General features: G+C 56.3%; 19 protein-coding genes, 2 tRNA genes and 2 other RNA genes. 11 read left to right on the top strand and 12 right to left on the bottom strand.

The window, feature by feature from the left end:
• Positions 1-3 precede the first annotated feature (3 nt).
• Positions 4-189 carry a hypothetical protein gene (locus KHQ24_RS23650; protein ID WP_032425908.1) on the bottom strand — a complete coding sequence of 62 codons (186 nt, stop codon included), beginning with the start codon at positions 187-189 and terminating at the stop codon, positions 4-6.
• A 77-nt stretch (positions 190-266) separates the two neighbouring features.
• Between KHQ24_RS23650 and adhE the strand changes: the two genes are divergently transcribed.
• Complete coding sequence (gene adhE, locus KHQ24_RS23655; protein WP_004203165.1) at positions 267-2,942, top strand: bifunctional acetaldehyde-CoA/alcohol dehydrogenase; 2,676 nt, start codon at positions 267-269, stop codon at positions 2,940-2,942.
• A gap of 146 nt (positions 2,943-3,088) precedes the next feature.
• On the opposite strand, the gene tdk is transcribed toward adhE, so the two are convergent.
• Positions 3,089-3,706, bottom strand: coding sequence for a thymidine kinase (gene tdk, locus KHQ24_RS23660; protein WP_025999297.1), 618 nt, complete (start codon positions 3,704-3,706; stop codon positions 3,089-3,091).
• Positions 3,707-4,266: 560 nt separating this feature from the next.
• Here tdk and hns point away from each other — a divergent pair.
• Positions 4,267-4,674, top strand: a complete 408-nt coding sequence (gene hns / locus KHQ24_RS23665) for a histone-like nucleoid-structuring protein H-NS (RefSeq protein ID WP_002910103.1) — start codon at positions 4,267-4,269, stop codon at positions 4,672-4,674.
• A 121-nt stretch (positions 4,675-4,795) separates the two neighbouring features.
• On the opposite strand, the gene galU is transcribed toward hns, so the two are convergent.
• From galU to rssA, 3 genes are all read right to left on the bottom strand, one after another.
• Positions 4,796-5,698 (bottom strand): UTP--glucose-1-phosphate uridylyltransferase GalU, encoded by a 903-nt coding sequence (gene galU / locus KHQ24_RS23670; RefSeq protein ID WP_043519787.1) that lies wholly within the window; start codon positions 5,696-5,698, stop codon positions 4,796-4,798.
• A 197-nt stretch (positions 5,699-5,895) separates the two neighbouring features.
• The gene (gene rssB, locus KHQ24_RS23675) at positions 5,896-6,909 is read right to left on the bottom strand and encodes a two-component system response regulator RssB (RefSeq protein WP_004203169.1); all 1,014 of its coding nucleotides are present in this window, start codon (positions 6,907-6,909) and stop codon (positions 5,896-5,898) included.
• Between the two features lie 89 nt (positions 6,910-6,998).
• Complete coding sequence (gene rssA / locus KHQ24_RS23680; RefSeq protein WP_053810222.1) at positions 6,999-7,901, bottom strand: patatin-like phospholipase RssA; 903 nt, start codon at positions 7,899-7,901, stop codon at positions 6,999-7,001.
• A 112-nt stretch (positions 7,902-8,013) separates the two neighbouring features.
• Here rssA and KHQ24_RS23685 point away from each other — a divergent pair, with 112 nt between their 5' ends.
• The 6 genes from KHQ24_RS23685 to KHQ24_RS23710 all read left to right on the top strand — a co-directional run bounded on the left by KHQ24_RS23685 (position 8,014) and on the right by KHQ24_RS23710 (position 10,075).
• Positions 8,014-8,472, top strand: coding sequence for a YchJ family protein (locus KHQ24_RS23685; protein WP_211777505.1), 459 nt, complete (start codon positions 8,014-8,016; stop codon positions 8,470-8,472).
• A 42-nt stretch (positions 8,473-8,514) separates the two neighbouring features.
• A complete protein-coding gene (gene purU, locus KHQ24_RS23690) occupies positions 8,515-9,357 on the top strand; it encodes a formyltetrahydrofolate deformylase (RefSeq protein ID WP_004203178.1) in 843 nt (280 codons plus the stop codon).
• 159 nt (positions 9,358-9,516) lie between these two features.
• A tRNA-Tyr gene (locus KHQ24_RS23695) sits at positions 9,517-9,601 on the top strand.
• 39 nt (positions 9,602-9,640) lie between these two features.
• Positions 9,641-9,725: transfer RNA gene (locus KHQ24_RS23700), tRNA-Tyr, on the top strand.
• A 43-nt stretch (positions 9,726-9,768) separates the two neighbouring features.
• Positions 9,769-9,900: non-coding RNA, RtT sRNA (locus KHQ24_RS23705), on the top strand.
• A gap of 43 nt (positions 9,901-9,943) precedes the next feature.
• Positions 9,944-10,075, top strand: a non-coding RNA gene (locus KHQ24_RS23710) — RtT sRNA.
• Positions 10,076-10,191: 116 nt separating this feature from the next.
• On the opposite strand, the gene KHQ24_RS23715 is transcribed toward KHQ24_RS23710, so the two are convergent.
• Entirely contained in the window at positions 10,192-10,635 is a 444-nt protein-coding gene (locus KHQ24_RS23715; protein ID WP_004203179.1) for an Lrp/AsnC family transcriptional regulator, read from the bottom strand.
• A gap of 107 nt (positions 10,636-10,742) precedes the next feature.
• On the opposite strand from KHQ24_RS23715, the gene KHQ24_RS23720 reads away from it, so the two are divergent.
• On the top strand, positions 10,743-11,639 hold the full coding sequence (locus KHQ24_RS23720) for a DMT family transporter (RefSeq protein WP_211777506.1): 897 nt from the start codon (positions 10,743-10,745) through the stop codon (positions 11,637-11,639).
• Here KHQ24_RS23720 and narI read toward each other — a convergent pair.
• From narI to KHQ24_RS23745, 5 genes are all read right to left on the bottom strand, one after another.
• Positions 11,636-12,313 carry a respiratory nitrate reductase subunit gamma gene (gene narI, locus KHQ24_RS23725; protein ID WP_002910189.1) on the bottom strand — a complete coding sequence of 226 codons (678 nt, stop codon included), beginning with the start codon at positions 12,311-12,313 and terminating at the stop codon, positions 11,636-11,638. The genes KHQ24_RS23720 and narI overlap by 4 nt on opposite strands.
• Complete coding sequence (narJ, locus tag KHQ24_RS23730; protein ID WP_004203182.1) at positions 12,313-13,023, bottom strand: nitrate reductase molybdenum cofactor assembly chaperone; 711 nt, start codon at positions 13,021-13,023, stop codon at positions 12,313-12,315. Before narJ ends, narI begins: the two co-directional genes overlap by 1 nt.
• Positions 13,020-14,555, bottom strand: coding sequence for a nitrate reductase subunit beta (gene narH / locus KHQ24_RS23735; RefSeq protein WP_004203183.1), 1,536 nt, complete (start codon positions 14,553-14,555; stop codon positions 13,020-13,022). Before narH ends, narJ begins: the two co-directional genes overlap by 4 nt.
• On the bottom strand, positions 14,552-18,295 hold the full coding sequence (locus KHQ24_RS23740; protein ID WP_023318562.1) for a nitrate reductase subunit alpha: 3,744 nt from the start codon (positions 18,293-18,295) through the stop codon (positions 14,552-14,554). The genes narH and KHQ24_RS23740 overlap by 4 nt, the downstream gene beginning before the upstream one ends.
• Positions 18,296-18,699: 404 nt before the next feature.
• Positions 18,700-20,088: a NarK family nitrate/nitrite MFS transporter gene (locus tag KHQ24_RS23745; protein ID WP_017900765.1), complete on the bottom strand. Its 1,389-nt coding sequence runs from the start codon at positions 20,086-20,088 to the stop codon at positions 18,700-18,702.
• A 311-nt stretch (positions 20,089-20,399) separates the two neighbouring features.
• On the opposite strand from KHQ24_RS23745, the gene narX reads away from it, so the two are divergent.
• Positions 20,400-22,178 (top strand): nitrate/nitrite two-component system sensor histidine kinase NarX, encoded by a 1,779-nt coding sequence (narX, locus tag KHQ24_RS23750; protein ID WP_017900764.1) that lies wholly within the window; start codon positions 20,400-20,402, stop codon positions 22,176-22,178.
• Positions 22,179-22,188: 10 nt separating this feature from the next.
• Positions 22,189-22,839, top strand: a complete 651-nt coding sequence (gene narL, locus KHQ24_RS23755; RefSeq protein WP_002910198.1) for a two-component system response regulator NarL — start codon at positions 22,189-22,191, stop codon at positions 22,837-22,839.
• Here the strand turns inward: narL and KHQ24_RS23760 are convergent.
• Positions 22,836-24,218 (bottom strand): YchO/YchP family invasin, encoded by a 1,383-nt coding sequence (locus KHQ24_RS23760; protein ID WP_057215924.1) that lies wholly within the window; start codon positions 24,216-24,218, stop codon positions 22,836-22,838. The genes narL and KHQ24_RS23760 overlap by 4 nt on opposite strands.
• Positions 24,219-24,361 lie beyond the last annotated feature (143 nt).

Raw genomic sequence — 24,361 nt, forward strand, 5'->3', positions numbered from 1 at the left:
CAGTCAGCTGAAAGGTATCAGCAGTGCCAATACTTGATCTAAATCACGTAATTTGTACTCAGAAGTGAGTAATCTTGATGACACCAACAGAGTGGAAGGCAGCAGTACCTGAAAGTTAAAAAGATAAAGCTTTTTTAGTAAATCGGTAAAACAGCGTCCTGATTTTCCTACATAAACATTTACATGCAAGCTGTTTACAGCCTGTCTATAATGTCGAATCGAGCGACTGATTTACTAAAAAAGTTTAACATTATCAGGAGAGCATTATGGCTGTTACTAATATCGCTGAACTGAACGCGCTTGTTGAGCGTGTCAAGAAAGCCCAGCGTGAATATGCCAGTTTCACTCAAGAACAAGTCGACAAAATCTTCCGCGCCGCCGCGCTGGCCGCTGCAGATGCTCGAATCCCTCTCGCCAAAATGGCCGTTGCCGAATCCGGCATGGGCATCGTTGAAGACAAAGTGATCAAAAACCACTTCGCTTCCGAATACATCTACAACGCTTATAAAGACGAAAAAACCTGTGGCGTCCTGTCAGAAGACGACACTTTTGGTACCATCACTATCGCTGAACCTATCGGCATCATCTGCGGTATCGTTCCGACCACGAACCCGACTTCAACAGCCATCTTCAAATCGCTCATCAGCCTGAAGACGCGTAACGCCATCATTTTCTCTCCGCACCCGCGTGCTAAAGAAGCCACTAACAAAGCGGCTGACATTGTCCTGCAGGCTGCCATCGCTGCCGGCGCACCGAAAGACCTGATTGGTTGGATCGATCAGCCGTCTGTTGAGCTGTCTAACGCCCTGATGCACCACCCGGATATCAACCTGATCCTTGCAACCGGTGGTCCAGGCATGGTGAAAGCAGCATACAGCTCCGGTAAACCTGCTATCGGCGTAGGTGCCGGTAACACCCCGGTGGTGATTGATGAAACGGCTGACATCAAACGCGCCGTTGCTTCCGTTCTGATGTCTAAAACCTTCGATAACGGCGTTATCTGTGCTTCTGAGCAGTCCGTTGTGGTGGTTGATTCCGTTTATGACGCGGTTCGCGAACGTTTCGCCAGCCACGGCGGCTACCTGCTGCAGGGTAAAGAGCTGAAAGCCGTTCAGGACATTATCCTGAAAAATGGCGCGCTGAACGCCGCTATCGTTGGTCAGCCTGCAGCGAAAATCGCTGAACTGGCAGGCTTCACCGTACCGGCCACGACTAAAATCCTGATTGGCGAAGTCACCGACGTTGACGAAAGCGAGCCGTTTGCTCACGAAAAACTGTCTCCGACGCTGGCGATGTACCGTGCGAAAGATTTCGAAGACGCCGTGACCAAAGCAGAAAAACTGGTCGCCATGGGCGGTATCGGTCATACCTCTTGCCTGTACACCGACCAGGATAACCAGCCGGCTCGCGTGGCTTACTTCGGCCAGATGATGAAAACGGCGCGTATCCTGATCAACACCCCGGCTTCTCAGGGTGGTATCGGTGACCTGTACAACTTCAAACTCGCTCCTTCCCTGACTCTGGGTTGTGGTTCCTGGGGTGGTAACTCCATCTCTGAAAACGTTGGTCCGAAACACCTGATCAACAAGAAAACCGTTGCTAAGCGAGCTGAAAACATGTTGTGGCACAAACTTCCGAAATCTATCTACTTCCGTCGTGGCTCCCTGCCTATCGCACTGGATGAAGTGATTACTGATGGTCACAAACGCGCGCTGATCGTGACTGACCGCTTCCTGTTCAACAACGGTTATGCCGATCAGATCACCTCCGTACTGAAAGCTGCGGGTGTGGAAACTGAAGTCTTCTTCGAAGTTGAAGCTGACCCGACGCTGACCATCGTACGTAAAGGTGCTGAACTGGCGAACTCCTTCAAACCAGACGTGATCATCGCGCTGGGCGGCGGTTCCCCGATGGATGCGGCGAAAATCATGTGGGTCATGTACGAACATCCGGAAACCCACTTCGAAGAACTGGCCCTGCGCTTTATGGATATCCGTAAACGTATCTACAAGTTCCCGAAAATGGGCGTTAAAGCCAAGATGGTGGCGATCACTACCACCTCCGGTACCGGTTCTGAAGTTACGCCGTTCGCCGTTGTGACCGACGACGCGACAGGTCAGAAATATCCGCTGGCGGACTACGCGCTGACCCCGGATATGGCCATCGTCGATGCCAACCTGGTGATGGATATGCCGAAATCGCTGTGTGCGTTCGGTGGTCTGGATGCAGTGACCCACGCCCTGGAAGCTTACGTTTCCGTTCTGGCTTCTGAGTTCTCTGACGGCCAGGCTCTGCAGGCGCTGAAGCTGCTGAAAGAGTACCTGCCGGCGTCCTACCACGAAGGTTCCAAGAACCCGGTTGCCCGCGAGCGCGTACACAGTGCCGCTACCATCGCCGGTATTGCGTTTGCTAACGCCTTCCTCGGCGTGTGCCACTCCATGGCGCACAAACTGGGTTCCCAGTTCCATATCCCGCACGGTCTGGCCAACGCCCTGCTGATCTGCAACGTTATCCGCTACAACGCGAATGACAACCCGACCAAGCAGACCGCGTTCAGCCAGTACGACCGTCCGCAGGCTCGTCGTCGCTACGCTGAAATCGCCGATCACCTGGGTCTCTCCGCACCGGGCGACCGCACCGCAGCGAAAATCGAGAAACTGCTGGCATGGCTGGAAAGCGTGAAAGCTGAGCTGGGTATTCCGAAATCTATCCGCGAAGCTGGCGTTCAGGAAGCTGACTTCCTGGCCCACGTTGATAAGCTGTCTGAAGATGCATTCGATGACCAGTGCACCGGCGCTAACCCGCGCTACCCGCTGATCTCCGAACTGAAACAGATCCTGCTGGATACCTACTACGGTCGCGAGTTCGTCGAAGGCGAAGCCGCCGCGAAAGCCGAAGCGGCACCAGTGAAAGCTGAGAAAAAAGCGAAAAAATCCGCTTAATCAACAAGCATAAACGTTCTGCAAGCCCCGTCATCTGACGGGGCTTTTTTTTGCCTGCCGTCAGCCATGCTTTAACCCTGCTAACCCAACGGAGCGCAGGCAATAAAAAAGGCGCCTACAGGCGCCTGGACGAGCTTCTGCGCGTATTAGCAGGGGCGGTGCAGGTTTTGTACCTGGGTTAACGAGCCGACGCTCAGCGCTTCTTTATAATGCTTACGACAGACTGAAACGTACCGTTCATTACCGCCGATGACGACCTGCTCGCCCTCATTATAAGGACGCCCCTCCTGATCGAGGCGCAGCACCATGCTAGCCTTTCGTCCGCAGAAACAGATGGTTTTTAGCTCCACCAGCTTATCTGACCAGGCCAGCAAATACTGGCTACCGGTGAAGAGCTCACCGCGAAAGTCTGTCCGCAGGCCATAGCAAAGCACCGGAATGTCCAGCGTATCGACAACTTCAGACAGCTCATGAACCTGCTCGCGCGTCAGAAACTGGCTTTCGTCCACCAGCACGCAGTGAATCGGTTTTAACTTGTGCTCTGCGGCAATATCGTTATATAGCGACGTCTGTGGATTATACAAACGGGCCGGCGACGAGAGACCGATACGCGAGCTAACTTTTCCGGCGCCAAAGCGGTCATCAATCTCAGCGGTATAAACGACGGTACGCATCCCCCGCTCCTGGTAATTGTACGAAGATTGCAACAGAGCGGTCGACTTACCTGCATTCATTGCAGAGTAGTAGAAATAAAGTTGTGCCATCGGCTGCGTGACCCCAATCAAAGTGTTTTATCGCGGCGGCGATTATACCATATTTTATGCGTACAGCCGCCCGTTTAGCAGGGGTATTGTATCGCAGCCGAAGAGCCTGCAAAGCCAAAGGATTAAGAGGATGAATTGAATTTACAGGGCCATTATTTGTGCGCCCCGTTACGCTACTGGCGGGGTAACCATTGTCTTTTCGTGCTTATAGGGCGGTTAACTATGGGCTATAAGCTGGGCCGCACGTTGTTTTATATTAAGTCTCGTAACCAAAAATGCGCTAATACTGACGAGGGTTATTTACCCATGTAAAGGATAATTTTTCTCACCGTAGCTCAGAAAAAGCATACCGTCTCAGTGTTTTAGCTTACCTTCTCCTCATCGCTATAAGGATGAAAGATGTGAAGCGGCACGGGAATTTTAACTTAAATTAATTAATTCTCGCGACAAATAACCAGTAATTTTGAATTCCTTACATTCCCCCCTATTGCACAACGCATTTTATCGCTCTATTATTAGTTCAACAAACCACCCCACAATATAAGTTTGAGATTACTACAATGAGCGAAGCACTTAAAATTTTGAACAACATCCGTACTCTTCGTGCGCAGGCAAGAGAATGCACCCTGGAAACGCTCGAAGAAATGCTGGAAAAATTAGAAGTCGTTGTTAACGAGCGCCGTGAAGAAGAAAACGCCGCCGCGGCAGAAATTGAAGAACGTACGCGTAAGCTGCAGCAATATCGTGAAATGCTGATCGCTGACGGTATTGATCCGAATGAACTGCTGAGCACCATGGCAGCCGTTAAAGCCGGTACCAAAACCAAGCGTGCTGCACGTCCGGCTAAATACAGCTATGTCGACGAAAACGGCGAAACCAAAACCTGGACCGGCCAGGGCCGTACCCCGGCGGTGATCAAAAAAGCAATGGATGAGCAAGGTAAATCACTGGACGATTTCCTGATCTAATCTCCGTTGTTACGATATAAAAATCCCGCTGCGGCGGGATTTTTTTTGCCCCCAGGGGCCGATATAAAAAACCGGGAGCGCATTGCGACTCCCGGTTTTGTGCTTTCAGCAGCGCTGCGGATTACTTCGCAACCGCGGTTTCCAGCCAGGCTTTAAAATCGTCACCCAGCGTTTTGTGGCGAATACCATATTCGACGAACGCCTGCATGTAGCCAAGCTTATTACCGCAGTCATGGCTCTTGCCTTTCATATGATAAGCTTCGACCGTCTCTTTTTCGATCAGCATATCAATCGCGTCAGTCAACTGAATTTCATCACCGGCACCCGGAGGTGTCTTCGCCAGCAGCGGCCAGATATCGGCGCTGAGGACATAGCGCCCCACCACCGCCAGGTTGGACGGCGCGACGTCAGCTTTCGGCTTCTCTACCACACCCACCATCGGTACGCTTTCGCCCGGCTGCAGAGACTCACCTTTGCAGTCAACCACGCCATAGGCGGTCACGTCGTCGACAGGCTCAACCATAATCTGGCTGGCGCCGGTCTCATCGAAACGAGAGATCATCTCCGCGAGGTTATCGCGGCTCAGATCGGATTCATATTCATCCAGAATAACGTCTGGCAGAATAACTGCGACCGGCTCATCACCCACCACCGGATGGGCGCAAAGCACCGCGTGTCCCAGACCTTTTGCCAGGCCCTGACGAACTTGCATAATGGTTACGTGTGGCGGACAAATAGACTGCACTTCTTCCAGCAGCTGGCGTTTCACACGTTTTTCCAGCATCGCTTCCAGCTCAAAACTGGTATCGAAATGGTTTTCGATAGAGTTTTTGGACGAGTGCGTTACCAGAACAATTTCAGTAATTCCTGCAGCGATACATTCATTAACAACGTACTGAATTAACGGCTTATCTACCAGCGGCAGCATTTCTTTTGGAATCGCTTTGGTGGCCGGCAGCATCCTGGTGCCTAATCCCGCAACCGGGATAACCGCTTTTCTGACTTTAGAATTAAGGGCAGCCATTGAAATCTCCTGGACTGTTTGTTTTTTAAACTTCTCGTTACAAATAACGTGTCGAGTATATCAGTCAACCGCGTATTCACTGGTCTGAAAAGCTTCCGATAGCCTCGAATTAGGACTTTTACGCATAAAACTGCTCGATGTTACCACCGCTAAAGGGCAACGGGTAATCCCGTCTGCTTAGATATAACCGTAATTGCTCATTCCGCAGACAACATTAAGCGTAAACGCCCTCCAGCCCCCCAAATTTGGCACTGCCATGAGGTACAACGCTGGCTAATTTGGTTAAGGTAAGCATTACCCAACGTTCCCAAAGGAACGCCATTACTAATCTGAATTTGATGCTCACCGGTATTCAGCGTGCCATTGAGCCCCGCCGACACCAGAATTAAATTTTTCAGTCCGCTGTGGTAATACCCCACTAACAAAGGAAACTGACCGGGAAGGTTTGCCTGACGCAGCAGCTGATTCACCTGTTTTAGCAGACTCCCCATTTCTGGAAGCCGTTGTCCCTGATGCGCCAGTTGCTCCTGTAACAAGCCATTGAACAACGCGCGCAATAATAAAGCTGCCAGTACGCCATTATCTCCTGCTCGTGTGACATCCAGACAATAGAAGGCCAAATCATTGTCCGAGAGCGGCGCGATATCGAGTACCAGACCGGGTTTATCCGCCGACACCAGCTGGCGATAATGAATGCGGCAGTGCGACATTTCCTGTTGCACCGGCGGCTGTAATTCCTGCAGTAATCGTGAGGCGGCGGTAGGATTACTGACCAGCGCGTCCCAGTCCTCAAATAGACGCTCTTCCTCTTCCACACGTGAACTGAACATCGCAGGATAGAGGCACGCATAAACGGTTTCACGCAGGCGATTGAAATCTTTTACTGGCTTTAACAACACGTCCTGAACGCCAAGCCGCAACGCTTTGGCTATATCGGCCATGTTTTCGGTAGCAGAAATCATCAGGATCGGTAGCTGCTCGCCGCGATTACGCAACGTCTCCACCAGCTCCAGACCGTTCATTCTCGGCATCGAAATGTCGCAAATCATCAGGTCCGGATGCACCTCCGTCATTTTATGCAGGGCATCCTTGCCATCTTCTGCCTGGAAGGTCGTTGCTCCCAGCGAGGTCAGCCATCCATGCAAGAGTGAGCGGAAAACGGGTTCGTCTTCAACTATCAGAATCTGTTTTCCCGCCAATGGCTGCGTCATGATATCTCCCCTGGCTGACGATAATTCAATAGTGGCACGCTATTCTCACTATCGCCTGTCAGAATTTGCTTAAGTCAGGTACTCGTGCGTCAAATCGCGGTACGCACTAAGGGTAATAATTCATCCATTTTCTTTTCTACCGCCAGCTGCCCTGCGGTAATCGCCTCGCCGGCGCGATGGAAATCAAGCGTCGAGACTTGTGGACAGTACGGTTGCAACAGGATATCCGGCGGGTCACCCGCCATACGATTGCGTTTAAGACGATTCTCCAGGACCTGGATAGAAGTGGTCATGATCTCCATCGCCGTCGGCGTCACGGCCGTCCGGCGGGAACTCATTTGCGTCAAGCGTGCGCGCAGACGAGTATGCCATGGCCCCTCCTTCGCTTCGGCTTCCCGCCGCGGCGCTTCGAGGGAGAATAAATCCTGCTGCATAAGGTGGGCATCATGTTGCAGATCCACGGCAATCACGATATCGGCCCCCATTGCCCGCGTAAGCGACACGGGAACCGGATTGACCACCGCGCCATCGACCAGCCAGTAACCATTATGCCTTACCGGCGACATTAACCCCGGCATACTGCAGGAGGCTCGAATCGCTAAATGCAGATCGCCTTCGGTAAACCACAGCTCCCTGCCAGTGCTTAAATTTGTCGCGACGGCGGCAAATCGCCGTTCGCAGTGTTCGATATCGGTCACGGGCATGATGCGGCGATAATGATTGAATACCTTTTCACCCCGCAACAGTCCACCGCGGCGCCAGGAGAGGTCCATCAGTTTCAGAACGTCCCAGTTGCTGAAAGAGCAGACCCAGGACTCAAGGGCCGGGAGCCGGTTACAGGCATACGCCGCCCCTACCAGCGAACCGATAGAGCAACCGGCCACGATATCAATCTCAATGCCGGCCTGCTGGAGGGCGTTGATGACGCCAATATGCGACCATCCGCGGGCGGCACCCGCTCCTAACGCCAGACCAATTTTAAGCTTTCTCATTAGTACTGATAACTATCCTTCCACTCTGAGCGTGGCAACATTGTCACGGCTCAGTTAACATAAAGCCCTTTGGCGTAGAACCGCCGTTACTCATTCTTCCATGGAGGCAGTTTTGTCGCAATTATGCCCCTGTGGCAGCGCACTGGAGTATAGCTCATGTTGCCAGCGATATCTGTCCGGCGCTGAGCTTGCGCCAGGCCCGTCACAGCTTATGCGCTCCCGTTACAGCGCGTTCGTCATGAAAGATGCCGACTATCTGATCAAAACCTGGCATCCGTCCTGTCAGGCGCGGCAGTTTCGCGCCGAACTGGAGAAAGGCTTTGCCCACACAGAATGGCTGGGCTTAACCCTGTTCGCCAGCGATGAAGGACGAGCCGCAAATGAAGGCTTTGTCAGCTTTATCGCCCGCTTTAATGACAATAACCGCCGGGGCGCCATTATTGAACGTTCCAGATTCTTAAAAGAAAATGGACAGTGGTACTATATCGACGGGACACGACCGCTGATTGGCCGTAACGACCCCTGCCCTTGCGGTTCAGGTAAAAAATTTAAAAAATGCTGCGGCCAGTAACGCTGCCGCAGCGCTTGCAAACACTACAGGATTTTCCTCGCGATGCATTCATTACAACGTAAAGTACTACGCACTATTTGCCCTGATCAGAAAGGCCTCATCGCGCGTATCACCAATATCTGCTACAAGCACGAACTTAACATTGTGCAGAACAACGAATTTGTTGACCACCGTACCGGTCGTTTCTTTATGCGCACCGAACTGGAAGGCATTTTCAACGACGCTATTCTGCTGGCCGATCTGGACAGCGCCCTGCCGGAAGGCTCGATTCGTGAACTCAATCCGGCAGGCCGCCGCCGGGTGGTGATTCTGGTGACGAAAGAGGCCCACTGCCTCGGCGATCTGCTGATGAAAGCCAATTACGGCGGGCTGGATGTCGATATTGCCGCGGTTATTGGTAACCATGACACCCTGCGCCCGCTGGTGGAACGTTTTGGCATCCCGTTTGAACTGGTCAGCCATGAAGGGCTGAGCCGCGAAGAGCACGACAAACAGATGGGCGACGCGATTGCCGCCCACGAGCCGGATTACGTGGTGCTGGCCAAGTATATGCGCGTGCTTACGCCGGAATTTGTCGCCCGTTTCCCGAACAAGATCATTAACATTCACCACTCGTTCCTGCCGGCGTTTATCGGCGCGCGTCCGTATCATCAGGCCTATGAGCGTGGCGTGAAGATCATCGGCGCCACCGCCCACTACGTGAATGATAATCTGGACGAAGGCCCCATCATTATGCAGGACGTCATTCACGTCGATCATACTTATACCGCAGAAGATATGATGCGTGCCGGGCGCGATGTCGAAAAAAACGTATTGAGCCGGGCGCTGTATCAGGTACTGGCGCAGCGCGTCTTCGTCTACGGCAACCGGACGATTATTCTTTAATCGACTGAGAAATGAATTGGTTAGCTTTACGGCGTTACGGGTAAAAATCAGGCAACCAGTTTATTTTTGTCAAAGGAATGCTTTACAGGGGCGCATCATTTGGTATGATGCGCCCCGCTTCCCGAGAAGGAAGCAGGCCAGTATTAAGCACTACCCCGTGGTGGGGTTCCCGAGCGGCCAAAGGGAGCAGACTGTAAATCTGCCGTCATCGACTTCGAAGGTTCGAATCCTTCCCCCACCACCATTCATTTTGCTGAATAGCCTACAATGTGATTTTACCCCTGGTGGGGTTCCCGAGCGGCCAAAGGGAGCAGACTGTAAATCTGCCGTCATCGACTTCGAAGGTTCGAATCCTTCCCCCACCACCATCCCTTCATGTATTACCCAGCTTACTCCACTTGCGATACTTTATATTCTGCCCTACGGGGAAGGATGAGAAGCTTCGACTAAGGTTCGACTCGAGCGTAGCGAGAGAACGTTGCCGCAGGCAACGGCCCGAAGGGCGAGGCGCTTTAGCGCCGAGTTATCCTTCCCCCACCACCATCCCTTCATGTATTACCCAGCTTACTCCACTTGCGATACTCTATATTCTGCCCTACGGGGAAGGATGAGAAGCTTCGACTAAGGTTCGACTCGAGCGTAGCGAGAGAACGTTGCCGAAGGCAACGGTCCGAAGGGCGAGGCGCTTTAGCGCCGAGTCATCCTTCCCCCACCGCTGTTGCACTCTCGTCAGCCACCTGTTCTGCTATCTCCTCGCTCGCGCTTCGCTTAGCGAGGCTACAGGTGTGCCGTCTGGTAGTCCGGTCAGGTGCGCCGCACCGCCTCCGGGAAAACTCACAGCGGGGGCAGTCGCCTCTTCACCGGCGAACTTTTCACCACCGAGGTATTGCACTGCGCAAATTCGGCCAGGCCGTCCAGTAGCGTATCCAGCTGGGCAATATCACGCACCACCAGTCGCATCACGAAACAATCCTCTCCGGTCACTTTGTCACTTTCGATGCACTCCGGCATCGCCTGGATATATTTATCCACCTTCTGCAGTAGACCAGGCAGCGGCCGAACCCGCACCAGCGCCTGCAGGCTGTAGCCCAGCGCGGCGAGATTCACCCGCGCCCCATAGCCCTGAATCACGCCCCGCTCCTCCAGGCGCTTCACCCGCTCGGCGATGCTCGGCGAGGTCAGCCCCACCCGCGCGCTCAATACCTTCAACGAGACTCTGGCATCCTGAGTCAGGCAAGTAAGGATCGCCCGGTCAATTTCATCAAGTACGTCATTCATGTTTTTTACCTAATTATGAAAGGGATTTCCCCCTGTTTGCCTTAATTCAGCCATGTCAGGCTGTCAGGATTTTTCGCACAATACTGGAAAACTTCTGGAGGTGAAATATGCAAATTACCCGCGGCGTCTGGCAAATGAGCCTGGCGATGATAATTTCTGGCTCGATCGGCGCGTTCGTGCTGCTCTCTGGTTTGCCGGTAATTGATGTGGTGTTCTGGCGCTGCCTGATTGGCGCGCTCACCCTGCTGCTGTTTATCGTTCTCAGCCGCCAGCCCTTCAGTCGTCTCACGCGCTTCACCCTCGCCCTCGCGGTACTTGGCGGCATCGCGCTGGTCATCAACTGGCTGCTGCTGTTTGCCGCCTACTCGCGTATTTCAATTGGCATGGCCACGGTGATCTACAACACCCAGCCGTTTATGCTGGTGCTGATGGGCATGGTGTTGGGGGAACGGGTCAGCGCCGTAAAATGGGGATGGTTACTGTTGGCCTTCGGCGGCGTGGTGATCCTGCTGTCAAGCGAGCTTGCCCCGACGCACGGCGAAAGTCTCACGGCCGGCGTTTTGCTGGCATTAGGCGCGGCATTTTTCTATGCCCTGACCGCCATCATCGCCCGCAAACTGCATCCGCTCCCTGCTCAGCATATTGCCTTTATTCAGGTGCTCGTCGGCGTCGTGATGCTGCCGCCGCTGGTGCAAATGCCCGACTTTTCTGCCAGCTTCCCCTGGCGCTATCTGCTGATCCTCGGTGTCGTCCATACCGGGATCATGTATCAGCTTTTATATAGCGCGATACAGAAGCTGCCGACGCCCATTACCGGTTCGCTCTCCTTTATTTATCCGTTGATGGCGATGGGGGTCGACTATCTGGTCTTCCATCATGCGTTAACCCCTATGCAGTTGCTCGGCGGGATGCTTATTCTATTTGCCGCCGCCGGGAATAACCTCGGCTGGGGCGAAAAAAAACCCCGCCAGGGCGGGGTCAGTCAGCGGTCGCGGGCCAGTTAGCGACGGGCGCGGACAATCTGGTATTTGCGCGTCAGGTACTCTACCGGCGCGCTCCAGATATGAACCAGACGAGAGAATGGGAACAGCAGGAACAGGGTCATACCCAGCACCAGGTGGACGCGGAAGATAAACGCCACGCCATCCAGGTGCTGCGACGCACCGCCGTGGAAGGTGACCACCGACTGCGCCCAGCCGACCAGCTTCATCATTTCGCTGCCGTCCATATGCTGGGCAGAGAATGGGATCGTCAGTAGACCCAGCGCACACTGCACCATCAGCAGGGAGAGGATCAGAATATCCGCGCCGGTGGTGGTGGCGCGCACGCGTGGGCTGAGCAGACGACGCTTAAGCAGCAGTAAACCGCCCACCAGGGTCATCACGCCGCAGGCACCGCCGGCGATCATCGCCATCTTCTGCTTGACGTCGATCGGCAGGAAGGATTCATACATCCAGTGCGGGGTCAGCATGCCGAGGAAGTGGCCGGCGAAAATGCCGAGGATGCCGATATGGAACAGGTTCGACGCCAGGTTCATTCCCTTACGGTCCAGCATCTGGCTGGAGGCGGCGCGCCAGGTGTACTGACCGTAGTCGTAGCGCAGCCAACTGCCGATCAGGAACACTGAACCCGCAATGTACGGATAAATGTCAAAGAAGAACATATTCAGGAAGTGCATTATTGCTGTCCTCCGTTAGAGATATTCAGATATTGCGGGGCCACGGCTCCGGCAAAACGACGCTGGTGAGCGGAAATCTCCGACTCGCCGCAGCCCTGGTCGGCAAAGAATTTCACCTGTTCTTCTTCCCAGACCGCGTCCAGCGCCTGCGGCGTATCGTCGCGGGCTTCGTCGGCAATCTTCTCCGCCACCTTCTGGCTGTCGACCTGAGTGTTTGCCAGCTTCAGCAGCAGTTCGAACAGCACCGCATAGCGGCTCTCGCGCTGCTGCAGCCGCGCGCTGAGCAGGCCGAGGATCGGCGCAACGTCCCGCAGGCCGCCAAGCGCTTCCTCTTCCGGCAGCTGCGCCAGATACTCCAGATACAACGGCAGATGATCCGGCAACTCATGGCTATCGAGCAGCAGACCGTGGCGCTCATACTGCGCCATCAGATCAACCATCGCCTGCCCGCGATCGCGGGATTCGCCGTGCACGTGTTCAAACAGCAGCAGCGAGGTGGCCCGGCCGCGGTCAAACAGTTCGCTATAGGCCGCCTGGGCATCCAGCGGATCCTGAGTCAGCAGATCGCGCAGAAAAACGCCCAGCGCGTGAGCATCCTCTTTGCTGAGTTTCTCTGATGACGCAAGCGCCTCGAACATCTCCTGCTGATGCTGCCATAAGGCAGCGTCAGGGTATTCGAGCAGGCGCGACACAATCACAAGTTCAATCATGCGTGCGGCTCCGTTTTGCTGGTCACGTCGATGGCGTCGATGCGACGGCTGTTGAACAGGTTGAACTGGCTGTCAGAGCCGTGGCAGCCGTCACCAAAGCTAAAGCCGCAGCCGTTTTTCTCCGGGAACGCTTCCCGCGCCTGTTCACGATGGCTGCTTGGCACCACGAAACGATCTTCGTAGTTAGCGATCGCCAGGTAGCGGTACATCTCCTGAGCCTGCGCTTCGCTTAAGCCCACCTCATCCAGCGCGCGGGTATCGACAACGCCGTCAACGGTTTCCGCCCGCTTATAGTGACGCATCGCCAGCATCCGCTTCAGGGCCAACAGGACCGGTTGGGTATCGCCGGCGGTCAGCAGGTTCGCCAGATACTGCACCGGAATACGCAGGCTTTCCACGTCCGGCAGGATCCCATTGCTGCCCAGTTCGCCGGCATCGGCGGCGGACTGAATCGGCGACAGCGGCGGCACGTACCAGACCATCGGCAGGGTGCGATATTCCGGGTGCAGCGGCAGGGCCAGCTTCCAGTCCATCGCCATTTTCCAGACAGGCGACTGCTGCGCGGCTTCAATCACCCCCTGCGGTACGCCATCTTTCAGCGCCTGCTCAATCACTTTCGGGTCGTTCGGATCGAGGAACACGTCCAGTTGACGCTGATAGAGATCTTTCTCGTTCTCGGTGCTGGCGGCATTTTCGATCGCATCCGCGTCATACAACAGGACGCCGAGATAGCGGATTCGGCCCACGCAGGTTTCGGAGCATACCGTCGGCATTCCGGATTCAATACGCGGGTAGCAGAAGATGCACTTCTCGGACTTTCCGCTCTTCCAGTTGAAGTAGATTTTCTTGTACGGGCAGCCGGTGATGCACATCCGCCAGCCGCGGCACTTGTCCTGGTCGATGAGCACGATGCCGTCTTCTTCACGCTTATAGATGGCGCCGCTCGGGCAGGTCGCGACGCACGCCGGGTTCAGGCAGTGCTCGCACAGGCGCGGCAGATACATCATAAAGGTGTTCTCGAACTGGCCGTACATCGCCTTCTGCATGTTGTCGAAGTTCTGGTCTTTGGCGCGCTTTTCAAACTCGCCGCCGAGGATCTCTTCCCAGTTCGGACCGCTGGTGATCTTGTCCATCCGCTGGCCGGTGATCAGCGAGCGCGGACGGGCGATCGGCTGGTGCTTACTCTCCGGGGCGTTATGCAGGTTCTGGTAGTCGTAATCGAACGGCTCGTAGTAATCATCGATGCCCGGCAGATGCGGGTTCGCGAAGATTTTACCTAACAGCATCGCGCGGTTGCCCATGCGCGGCTGCAGCTTGCCGTTGATTTTGCGGATCCAGCCGCCCTTCCATTTCTCCTGGTTTTCCCAGTCGTTCGGAAAACCGACGCCAGGCTTACTCTCCACGTTATTGAACCAGGCGTACTCCATCCCTTCCCGGCTGGTCCAGACGTTTTTACAGGTGACCGAGCAGGTGTGGCAGCCGATGCACTTATCGAGATTCAGCACCATGCCGACTTGTGAACGAATTTTCATTTTACGCTCTCCTGTACCTGGTCATTGCCTTCGCCGTCTAACCAGTTAATGTTCTTCATCTTACGTACCACCACAAACTCATCGCGGTTGGAGCCGACGGTGCCGTAGTAGTTAAAGCCATAGGCCAGATGGCCATAGCCGCCGATCATATGGGTCGGTTTCGGCGTAATACGGGTAACCGAGTTGTGGATCCCGCCGCGCTGGCCGGTAACTTCAGAGCCAGGCAGGTTCACGATGCGTTCCTGCGCGTGGTACATCATGGTCATCCCGGCCGGCACACGCTGGCTCACCACGGCGCGCGCCGTCAGGGCGCCGTTGGCGTTGAACACTTCGATCCAGTCGTTATCTTCGATCCCCAGATCTTTCGCATCCGCCTCGCTCATCCAGACGATCGGTCCGCCGCGTGACAGGGTCAGCATCAGCAGGTTATCGCTGTAGGTCGAGTGGATACCCCATTTCTGGTGCGGGGTCAGGAAGTTCAGCGCCTTCTCCGGGTTGCCGTTGGACTTCTCGCCCATCACCGCTTTCACCGAGCGGGTGTCAATCGGCGGACGATAAACCAGCAGGCTTTCGCCAAAGTCGCGCATCCACTGGTGATCCTGATACAGCGACTGACGACCGGACAGGGTACGCCATGGGATCAGCTCGTGAACGTTGGTGTATCCGGCGTTATAGGAGACGTGTTCGTCTTCCAGACCTGACCAGGTCGGGCTGGAGATAATTTTCCGCGGCTGCGCCTGAATGTCGCGGAAACGGATCTTCTCGTCTTCTTTGTTCAGCGCCAGGTGCGCGTGCTCACGGCCGGTGATCTCGCTCAGCGCTTTCCACGCCTTCACCGCCACCTGACCGTTCGTTTCCGGTGCCAGGGTGAGGATCATCTCCGCGGCGTCAATGGCCGTCTCCAGCTTCGGCTGACCTTTCGCCGGGCCTTCCGCCTTGGTGTAGTTGAGCTTACGCAGCAGGTCCATTTCGCTCTGGGTATTCCAGGCGATGCCTTTCCCGCCGTTGCCGATGGTTTCCAGCAGCGGGCCAATAGAGGTGAAGCGCTCGTAAGTCGCCGGATAATCACGCTCGACCGGAATAATATGCGGTGCGGTTTTCCCCGGAATCAGGTCACATTCGCCCTTCTTCCAGTCTTTGACGTCCAGCGGCTGCGCCATTTCCGCGGCGGAATCATGCTGGATCGGCAGCGTAACGACGTCGGTTTCTTTACCGAGGTGACCCACGCACAGTTCAGAGAATTTCTTCGCGATACCTTTATAGATATCCCAGTCGCTCTTCGATTCCCAGGCCGGGTCAACGGCCGCCGACAGCGGATGAATAAACGGATGCATATCCGAGGTATTCATGTCGTCTTTTTCATACCAGGTGGCGGTCGGCAGCACGATGTCTGAGTAGAGACAGGTGCTCGACAGACGGAAGTCGAGAGTCACCACGAGATCCAGCTTGCCGTCGAGGCCGTTATCTCGCCATTCGACTTCTTCCGGCTTCACGCCGCCCTGCTTGCCAAGGTCTTTACCCTGAATGCCGTTCTCCGTACCCAGCAGGTACTTGAGCATGTACTCATGGCCTTTACCGGAGGAGCCCAGCAGGTTGGAACGCCAGATAAACAGGTTACGCGGATGGTTTTTACCGTTTTCCGGCTGCTCCGCCGCAAAGCGAATCGATCCCTCTTTCAGGGATTTGACGGTGTAATCCACCGGCGTCATGCCGGCTTTTTTCGCCTCATCGGCGATGCGCAGCGGGTTAACGCCCAGCTGCGGCGCCGACGGCAGCCAGCCCATCCGCTCGGCGCGGACGTTGAAGTCGATCAGATGGCCGCTGTAGCGGGATTTATCCGCCATCGGCGACAGCAGCTCCTGCGCGGTCACGGTTTCATAGCGCCACTGGCTGGAGTGGTTGTAAAAGTACGAGGTGCTGTTCATATGGCGTGCCGGACGCTGCCAGTCAAGGGCGAACGCCAGCGGCTGCCAGCCGGTCTGTGGACGCAGTTTTTCCTGGCCCACATAGTGCGCCCAACCGCCACCGCTCTGGCCGACGCAGCCGCAGAAGATCAGCATGTTGATCAGACCGCGGTAGTTCATGTCGAGGTGGAACCAGTGGTTGAGACCCGCCCCGACGATAATCATCGAGCGACCATGGGTTTTATCGGCGTTATCGGCAAACTCGCGGGCGGTACGGATGATATGCGCGCGGGAGACACCGGTAATTTTCTCCGCCCAGGCCGGGGTGTAGGCTTTCACTTCATCATAGCTGGCGGCGCAGTTGTCATCGTTCAGACCGCGCTCCAGGCCATAGTTGGCCATGGTCAGATCGTACACGGTGGTCACCAGCGCGCTGGAGCCGTCGGCCAGCTGCAGGCGTTTGACCGGCAGTTTGTGCAGTAGAATGTTTTCAAGAGCGACTTTGTTGAAGTGCTCAGAACCTTCGCCGCCGAAGTACGGGAAGCCAACGTCCGCCACCTCGTCATGGCTGCCGAGCAGACTCAGACGCAGCTCAATCTCTTCGCCGGTTTTGCCATCGCGCTGTTCGAGGTTCCATTTGCCTTTATCGCCCCAGCGGAATCCGAGGGAACCGTTCGGCACGGTGAGATCGCCTTTCTCGTCAAAGGCGACGGTCTTCCATTCCGGATTCTTTTCCTGACCAAGGGAATCTACGAGGTCGGACGCGCGCAGCGTGCGGCCGGCGGCGTAATAGCCGTCGCGCTCCTCAAGCATCACCAGCATCGGCATGTCGGTGTAGCGACGCACGTAATCGGTGAAATACTGGCTCGGCTTATCAAGATGGAACTCACGCAGCATCACGTGACCCATCGCCAGCGCCATCGCGGCATCGGTACCCTGCTTCGGCGCCAGCCACAGATCGCAGAGCTTGGCGATTTCGGCGTAGTCCGGAGTGATGGCCACGGTTTTGGTCCCTTTATAGCGAACTTCGGTAAAGAAGTGCGCATCCGGGGTACGGGTCTGCGGCACGTTGGAGCCCCAGGCGATGATATAGCTGGAGTTGTACCAGTCGGCGGATTCCGGCACATCGGTCTGCTCGCCCCAGGTCATCGGCGAGGCCGGCGGCAGGTCGCAGTACCAGTCGTAGAAGCTCAGGCAAGTGCCGCCGATCAGCGACAGGTAACGGGCGCCGGAGGCGTAGGAGACCATCGACATCGCCGGGATCGGCGAGAAGCCGGCCACGCGGTCCGGACCGTAAGTTTTCACGGTATAGACGTTGGAGGCGGCAATCAGCTCGTTCACTTCCTGCCATGAGGAGCGGACAAACCCGCCGCGACCGCGAGCCTGTTTGAAGCTTTTGGCTTTGTCGGCGTCTTCGATAATCGAGGCCCATGCCGCGACCGGATCGCTATGCTGAACCTTCGCCTCCCGCCACATCTTCATCAGGCGTTTGCGCATCAGCGGGTATTTCAGGCGGTTCGCGCTGTACAGATACCAGGAGTAGCTGGCGCCGCGCGGGCAGCCGCGCGGTTCGTGGTTTGGCAGGTCCGGACGGGTGCGCGGATAGTCCGTTTGCTGGGTTTCCCAGGTCACCAGCCCGTTTTTGACATAAATCTTCCAGCTGCATGAACCGGTGCAGTTAACACCGTGAGTGGAACGCACAATTTTGTCATGCTGCCAACGTTGACGGTATCCATCCTCCCAGTCCCGGTTGGTGTTTAGAAGCTGGCCGTGCCCATCGGCAAAGGTTTCACCCTTCTGTTTGAAGTAGCGAAACCGGTCCAGGAATTTACTCATCGGGTTTCTCCTGATATGGAGCCTGACGGCTCTCTGATAAATCGACATTGCTGGATTTGCAGCGAAGGTAACGCCATGAAAGCGGGCGGGAATTGATAGCGATCAATACGGACTGGCTTGTTAACGTGGCGCAAATTGGCAATTACCACCAAGGTGGTACAAAACTCATCTTTTTAATTTGATGTTTTTTAAGGTTTTTTAGCGAAAAATAGCTCGCCAGACGCGGGATGGCTCACCAGGGAGGTATTAAGGGGTAGAGCGGTGACGCTGGCAAGCCGTCCCTCCCCGGCTCAGTGGCCAAAATGAATAAAAACGCTCAATAGTATGTTGTAACTAATTAAGCCAGTAAAAAAGGCGCCTCCCTCAGGAGTGCGCCTTTATGAAGCGACATCGACTATGGCGAATTACTGACGCTTACGGCCGTATACCGCCCAGGTGATGATTACGCAGGCAATATAGAAGATCAGGAAGACTTTCATCGCGCCGGCCGGCGAGCCGGTCAGATCCAGCGAGATACCAAACGCCTTCGGAATAAAGAAGCCGCCGATTGCGCCAATGGCGGAAATAAAGCCCAGCGCCGCCGCGGTATCGGTCGCCGCCTCGCGCATCGCCTGGGCTTCGCTGCCGCCCTGGGCCTTCACCCGGTCCATGGTCAGCTTACGGAAGATCACGGAGATCATCTGGAAGGTGGAGGCGCTGCCCAGCCCGGCGGTAAGGAACAGCACCATAAACACTGCAAAGAAGGCGATGAAGTTGCCGCCCTGGCCATTGGTCGGCAGCGTCAGGAACAGCAGCGCGCAGAAGACAGCCATCACCACGAAGTTCACCAGCGTCACGCGGGTACCGCCGAGACGGTCGGAGATCGCCCCGCCCATCGAACGCGCCAGCGCGCCAATAAACGGACCGAAGAAAGCGTAGTGCAGGATCTGCACGTCCGGGAACTGGGTTTTCGACAGCATGGCAAAACCGGCGGAGAAACCGATAAAGGAGCCGAAGGTCGCCAGATAGAGCAGCGCCATGATCCACAGATGCAGGCGTTTAAGCACCGGCAGCTGTTCGCTCAGCGAGGCTTTGGAAGCGGACAGGTCGTTCATAAAGAACCACGCCGCCAGGGTGAAGATAATCAGGAAAGGTACCCAGATCCACGCGGCGTTTTCCAGATACAGTATCGAGCCATCCGGCTGCTGGCTGCCCGTCCCGCCAAAAATGGCAAACACCGAGACCGACACCACCAGCGGTGCGACCAGCTGCATCACGCTGACGCCCATATTGCCGAGGCCGCCGTTGACGCCCAGCGCCCCGCCCTGCTTCGCTTTCGGGAAGAAAAAACTGATGTTGGCCATACTGGAGGCGAAGTTGGCCCCGGCGAAGCCGCACAGCAGAGAGATGATGACGAAGACGCTAAACGGCGTGGAAGTATCCTGGACCGCAAAGCCCAGCCACACGCACGGCACAATCATGATCCCGGTGCTGAACGCCGTCCAGCGACGGCCGCCGAACAGCGGCACCATAAAGGCGTACGGCACGCGCAACAACGCGCCGGAGAGCGCCGGCAGCGCGGTCAGCATAAACAGCTGATCGGTCGTAAACTGAAAGCCCACTTTGTTGAGGTTAACGGCAACGGCGCTGAACAACATCCATACGCAGAACGCCAATAACAGACAGGGAACGGAGATCCATAAATTGCGGCTCGCCACATGGTGGCCGCGCTGTTGCCAGAATTCAGGATCTTCAGGCCGCCAGTCGGTAATGACCGAGCGATTAGCCTTCTCCGGGAGGGAAGATTGACTCATAGATACCTCTGATTATTCATATTTCCTGCCGCTACCTTAGGGGTTGCCCGGGGCGGTAAGTTGATATAAATCAAAGGAAAAGCGCGGACTAATTTGTGCAAAAATAGACCATGCTCCGAAGTGAGTAGAGAATGGTGGGAAAAAAAGTGTGGTTTTTCACACGGCTGCCGGGATGCGTATAACCCCTCTCCCAACGGTGCCTACCACCGACAATTAAGGAGTAACTCTTTGGGGGTATGGGTATACTCCAGGGGATAGCCGAGAATAAGCGCCACTCCCGGAGACACGACCGGTCAGGAGCCACGCATTCCATGTTAAAACGTCTTTTTACCCCGCTGACGCTGGTCAATCAACTGGCGTTGATCGTCCTGCTTGCCACCCTTACAGGCGTCGCCGGCATGGCGATCTCCGCGCGCCTGGTCAACGGCGTGCAGGGCAGCGCGCACGCCATTAACAAAGCTGGGTCATTACGCATGCAGAGCTACCGGCTGCTGGCGGCGATCCCGCTGAATGAACACGATCAAAAGCTGGTCGATGATATGACCGCCACCGTCTTTAGTCCGGAGCTGCAAAACTCCGCCCGCCGCGACGGACAGGAGCGCCAGCTGCAGGCCCTGCAGCAGTACTGGCAGCTGGCGCTGGCTCCCGGCATGCAGCGCGCGGTCAACCAGGCGGAGGTCGCCCAGGATGTCGCCGACTTTGTCGATCGTATCGACCAGCTGGTGACCGCATTCGACCATACCACCGAGCAGCGTATCGAACGGGTAGTCTGGATCCATCGCCTCCTCGCCATCGGCATGGCGCTACTGCTGATCTTCACCATCATCTGGCTACGCGCCCGACTGCTGCGGCCATGGAAACAGCTGCTGAGCATGGCGCGAGCGGTGAGCCAGCGTGATTTCACCCAGCGGGCACACATCAGCGGGCGCAACGAAATGGCGACTCTTGGCATGGCGCTAAATAACATGTCGGAAGAGCTGGCGGAAAGCTACGCCGTGCTGGAGCGCCGGGTGCAGGAGAAGACCGCCGGGCTGGAACAGAAGAACGAGATCCTCGCCTTCTTATGGCAGGCCAACCGCCGGCTGCACGCCAACGCCCCGCTCTGCGAACGCATTTCGCCGGTGCTGAACGGTCTGCAGGGTCTGACGCTGCTGCGCGATATCGAGGTGCGGGTCTACGATCTGGAAGATGAAGACAACCATCAGGAGTTTACCTGCCACTCGGATAATGAATGTGATGACATGGGCTGCTACCTCTGCCCACGCAACCTGCCGCCGCTACCGGATGGCGGCACAACGCTGAAGTGGCGGCTGTCGGATGCGCATAATCAGTACGGCATCCTGCTGGCGACGCTGCCGGTTGGCCGTCATCTCAGCCACGATCAGCAGCAGCTGGTGGATACGTTGGTTGAACAACTGACCAGCACTCTGGCGCTGGACCGCCATCAGGAGAAACAGCAGCAGCTGATCGTCATGGAAGAGCGGGCCACTATCGCTCGCGAGCTGCATGACTCCATCGCCCAGTCGCTATCCTGTATGAAGATGCAGGTCAGCTGCCTGCAGATGCAGGGCGACGCTTTGCCGGCGGAGAGCCGCCAGCTGCTGGGGCAAATTCGTAACGAGCTGAATACCTCGTGGGCCCAACTGCGGGAGCTGTTAACCACCTTCCGCCTGCAGTTGACCGAGCCGGGCCTGCGCCCGGCGCTGGAGGCCAGCTGTCAGGAGTACAGCGCCCACTTCGGCTTTACGGTGCAACTTGATTATCAGCTTCCGCCGCGCTTTGTGCCGTCGCATCAGGCCATACACCTGCTGCAGATCGCCCGCGAAGCGTTAAGCAACGCCCTGAAGCATGCCAGCGCGACGGAAGTGACCGTGACAGTGTCACAACGCGATAACCAGGTCCGTCTGGTGGTGGCGGATAACGGCCGCGGCGTGCCGGACCACGCCGAGCGGAGTAACCATTACGGTTTAATTATTATGCGGGATCGCGCGCAAAGCCTGCGCGGCGACTGTCAGGTTCGGCGCCGGGAAACCGGCGGGACCGAAGTGATCGTCACGTTTATCCCGGAAAAAACGTTTTCCATCCAATAAGGAGACCCCCATGAGTCAACAGGAACGGGCAACCATCCTTCTCATTGACGACCATCCGATGCTGCGCACCGGCGTGAAACAATTGATTAGCATGGCGCCGGACATCCAGGTGATTGGCGAAGCCAGCAATGGCGCGCAAGGTATCGAGCTGGCGGAGTCGCTGGATCCGGATCTGATCCTGCTGGACCTCAATATGCCGGGCATGAACGGCCTGGAAACGCTGGACAAACTGCGTGAGAAATCGCTGTCTGGGCGGGTGGTGGTCTTCAGCGTCTCTAACCATGAAGAGGACGTTGTTACCGCCCTCAAGCGCGGCGCCGATGGCTATCTGCTGAAAGACATGGAGCCGGAAGATCTGCTGAAAGCGCTGCAGCAGGCGGCCGCCGGAGAAATGGTATTAAGCGAAGCGTTAACCCCGGTGCTGGCCGCCAGCCTGCGCGCCAACCGCGCCACCTCCGATCGCGACATCAGCCAGCTGACCCCGCGCGAGCGCGACATCCTCAAGCTGATCGCCCAGGGGCTGCCGAACAAAATGATCGCCCGCCGACTGGATATCACCGAAAGCACCGTCAAAGTGCACGTCAAGCACATGCTGAAGAAAATGAAGCTCAAATCCCGGGTGGAAGCCGCGGTATGGGTCCACCAGGAGCGAATTTTTTAAGGCGAGTCCGTCCAGGAGACGCCTGGCGCGGTGAACTTGACCAGCGGCTCGGTCAGCGCCAGGGCGATCTCATTGGATGAGACGCGCTGCCCCTGTTTATCCTCTACCACCACCGACAGGCGCCAGCGGTTCGCGGCGCCCGGTTCACTGTTCCACACCGGCATAATCACGCTCCAGCCATCGGGACTGCGGGCATCCACCGGCGGCGTCAGGCTGAGCGCCTGGGTGTCTCCCTGCCAGTGCAGCGACTTGATACCGTGCAGACTATGGATCTGCAGCTTCAGCTGCACCGTCTCCCCGGACTGTAGATCCCAGGGCGGCGTGGCCAGATAGACCGTCAGATTTTTGCGCTGCCGATACTCCACTACCGGCAGATTATCCCGCTCCGGGCTGTCGAAGCGGCTGCCGCGCAGCGAGTTGCTGAACGCCACCTCGTCCGCCGCCAGCTGCTGCTTGAGCGGCACACCAAAGCGGTAGTTGAGCTTCAGGCCAACGTTATTCTGACTGACGCCATTTTCCCCTTGCTTATGTTTGGCGGTTACGGTGACCAGCGGGACCGGGGTGTAATTGAGCCCGACGGAGACGGCCACCGGGTTATGGTAGCCAGTGCCGGTGTGAAACAGATCGACGCTGTCGCCGAAGTACTGTTCGACGCTGACGCTGGTGTTGATGTGCTCATAAAACGGCAGTCGCGCCTGGGCGGTAACGTCATACCCTGCGGCCATCCGCTGCTCCTGGGTTTGATTCTCCCGCAGCTGCCAGTCGCCCAGCGGATGGTAGTAGTTCGCCGACAGGCGGAGATATTCTCCCCACGCCTCGGCGCCGACGCTGCCGCGAGCCAGGCTTTCGCTCAGCACCTTGTCATAAAACGAGTTATAGCCCAGCAGCCAGCCGCCGACCCGCCAGCGCTGGCCAAGCCCAATGTTGCCCACCAGATCGTTCTCGCGCCGGGTTACCGAATACTGGTTCCACGTCAGGTAGCGATCGTTATCCTGCAACGGCACGAACCAGCTCCCTTTACTGCCAGTGAACTTCCCCTCTTTATCGACCAGCAGGTCGACATTGGCGTTGCCCCATGGCGAGAGCCAGCTCTCCAGCTGGTGGCTCACTTCATTGCCGAGTTTGTTGATGGCGAACATCTGCGCCTGTTCGCCCGCCGTCAGTCCGTTATCGCTCATGCTGGCCTCGCCGAACTTCTTAGCCACTTCGGCAAAGTGTCTGGCGTCGTCATCGACCTGCGGGGCGATCCCCAAATCGGGCAAGGAAGGTTCTTCCTGGGGAGTAAGAGTGGTGTGGCTGGCGGTCAGCGCCCAGACGGGAACGCCCGGCAGCAGCAGGAGAATGATCAGGGATGGCAGCAAACGGTACGACACAGGCATCAACTGGTTTTGCGCGGGCTCGCAGAAAAAATTGGAAGATGGTTTTAGTTTATCGTTTTTTCCCCTCTCCCGCAGCCCTGCGGACAATTCCAGGAATATGCTGAAACCGGTTGGGCAATCAGTCGCCCAACCACAGAAGATAT

It is taken from the genome of Klebsiella sp. 54, assembly GCF_018223875.1.
GTDB classification, from domain to species: Bacteria; Pseudomonadota; Gammaproteobacteria; order Enterobacterales; family Enterobacteriaceae; genus Klebsiella; species Klebsiella quasipneumoniae.

Coding starts and splice junctions, on each gene's coding strand:
- adhE (WP_004203165.1), top strand. CDS start 267: ATGGCTGTTACTAATATCGCTGAACTGAACGCGCTTGTTGAGCGTGTC.
- tdk (WP_025999297.1), bottom strand. CDS start 3,706: ATGGCACAACTTTATTTCTACTACTCTGCAATGAATGCAGGTAAGTCG.
- hns (WP_002910103.1), top strand. CDS start 4,267: ATGAGCGAAGCACTTAAAATTTTGAACAACATCCGTACTCTTCGTGCG.
- galU (WP_043519787.1), bottom strand. CDS start 5,698: ATGGCTGCCCTTAATTCTAAAGTCAGAAAAGCGGTTATCCCGGTTGCG.
- rssB (WP_004203169.1), bottom strand. CDS start 6,909: ATGACGCAGCCATTGGCGGGAAAACAGATTCTGATAGTTGAAGACGAA.
- rssA (WP_053810222.1), bottom strand. CDS start 7,901: ATGAGAAAGCTTAAAATTGGTCTGGCGTTAGGAGCGGGTGCCGCCCGC.
- purU (WP_004203178.1), top strand. CDS start 8,515: ATGCATTCATTACAACGTAAAGTACTACGCACTATTTGCCCTGATCAG.
- KHQ24_RS23715 (WP_004203179.1), bottom strand. CDS start 10,635: ATGAATGACGTACTTGATGAAATTGACCGGGCGATCCTTACTTGCCTG.
- KHQ24_RS23720 (WP_211777506.1), top strand. CDS start 10,743: ATGCAAATTACCCGCGGCGTCTGGCAAATGAGCCTGGCGATGATAATT.
- narI (WP_002910189.1), bottom strand. CDS start 12,313: ATGCACTTCCTGAATATGTTCTTCTTTGACATTTATCCGTACATTGCG.
- narJ (WP_004203182.1), bottom strand. CDS start 13,023: ATGATTGAACTTGTGATTGTGTCGCGCCTGCTCGAATACCCTGACGCT.
- narH (WP_004203183.1), bottom strand. CDS start 14,555: ATGAAAATTCGTTCACAAGTCGGCATGGTGCTGAATCTCGATAAGTGC.
- KHQ24_RS23740 (WP_023318562.1), bottom strand. CDS start 18,295: ATGAGTAAATTCCTGGACCGGTTTCGCTACTTCAAACAGAAGGGTGAA.
- KHQ24_RS23745 (WP_017900765.1), bottom strand. CDS start 20,088: ATGAGTCAATCTTCCCTCCCGGAGAAGGCTAATCGCTCGGTCATTACC.
- narX (WP_017900764.1), top strand. CDS start 20,400: ATGTTAAAACGTCTTTTTACCCCGCTGACGCTGGTCAATCAACTGGCG.
- narL (WP_002910198.1), top strand. CDS start 22,189: ATGAGTCAACAGGAACGGGCAACCATCCTTCTCATTGACGACCATCCG.
- KHQ24_RS23760 (WP_057215924.1), bottom strand. CDS start 24,218: ATGCCTGTGTCGTACCGTTTGCTGCCATCCCTGATCATTCTCCTGCTG.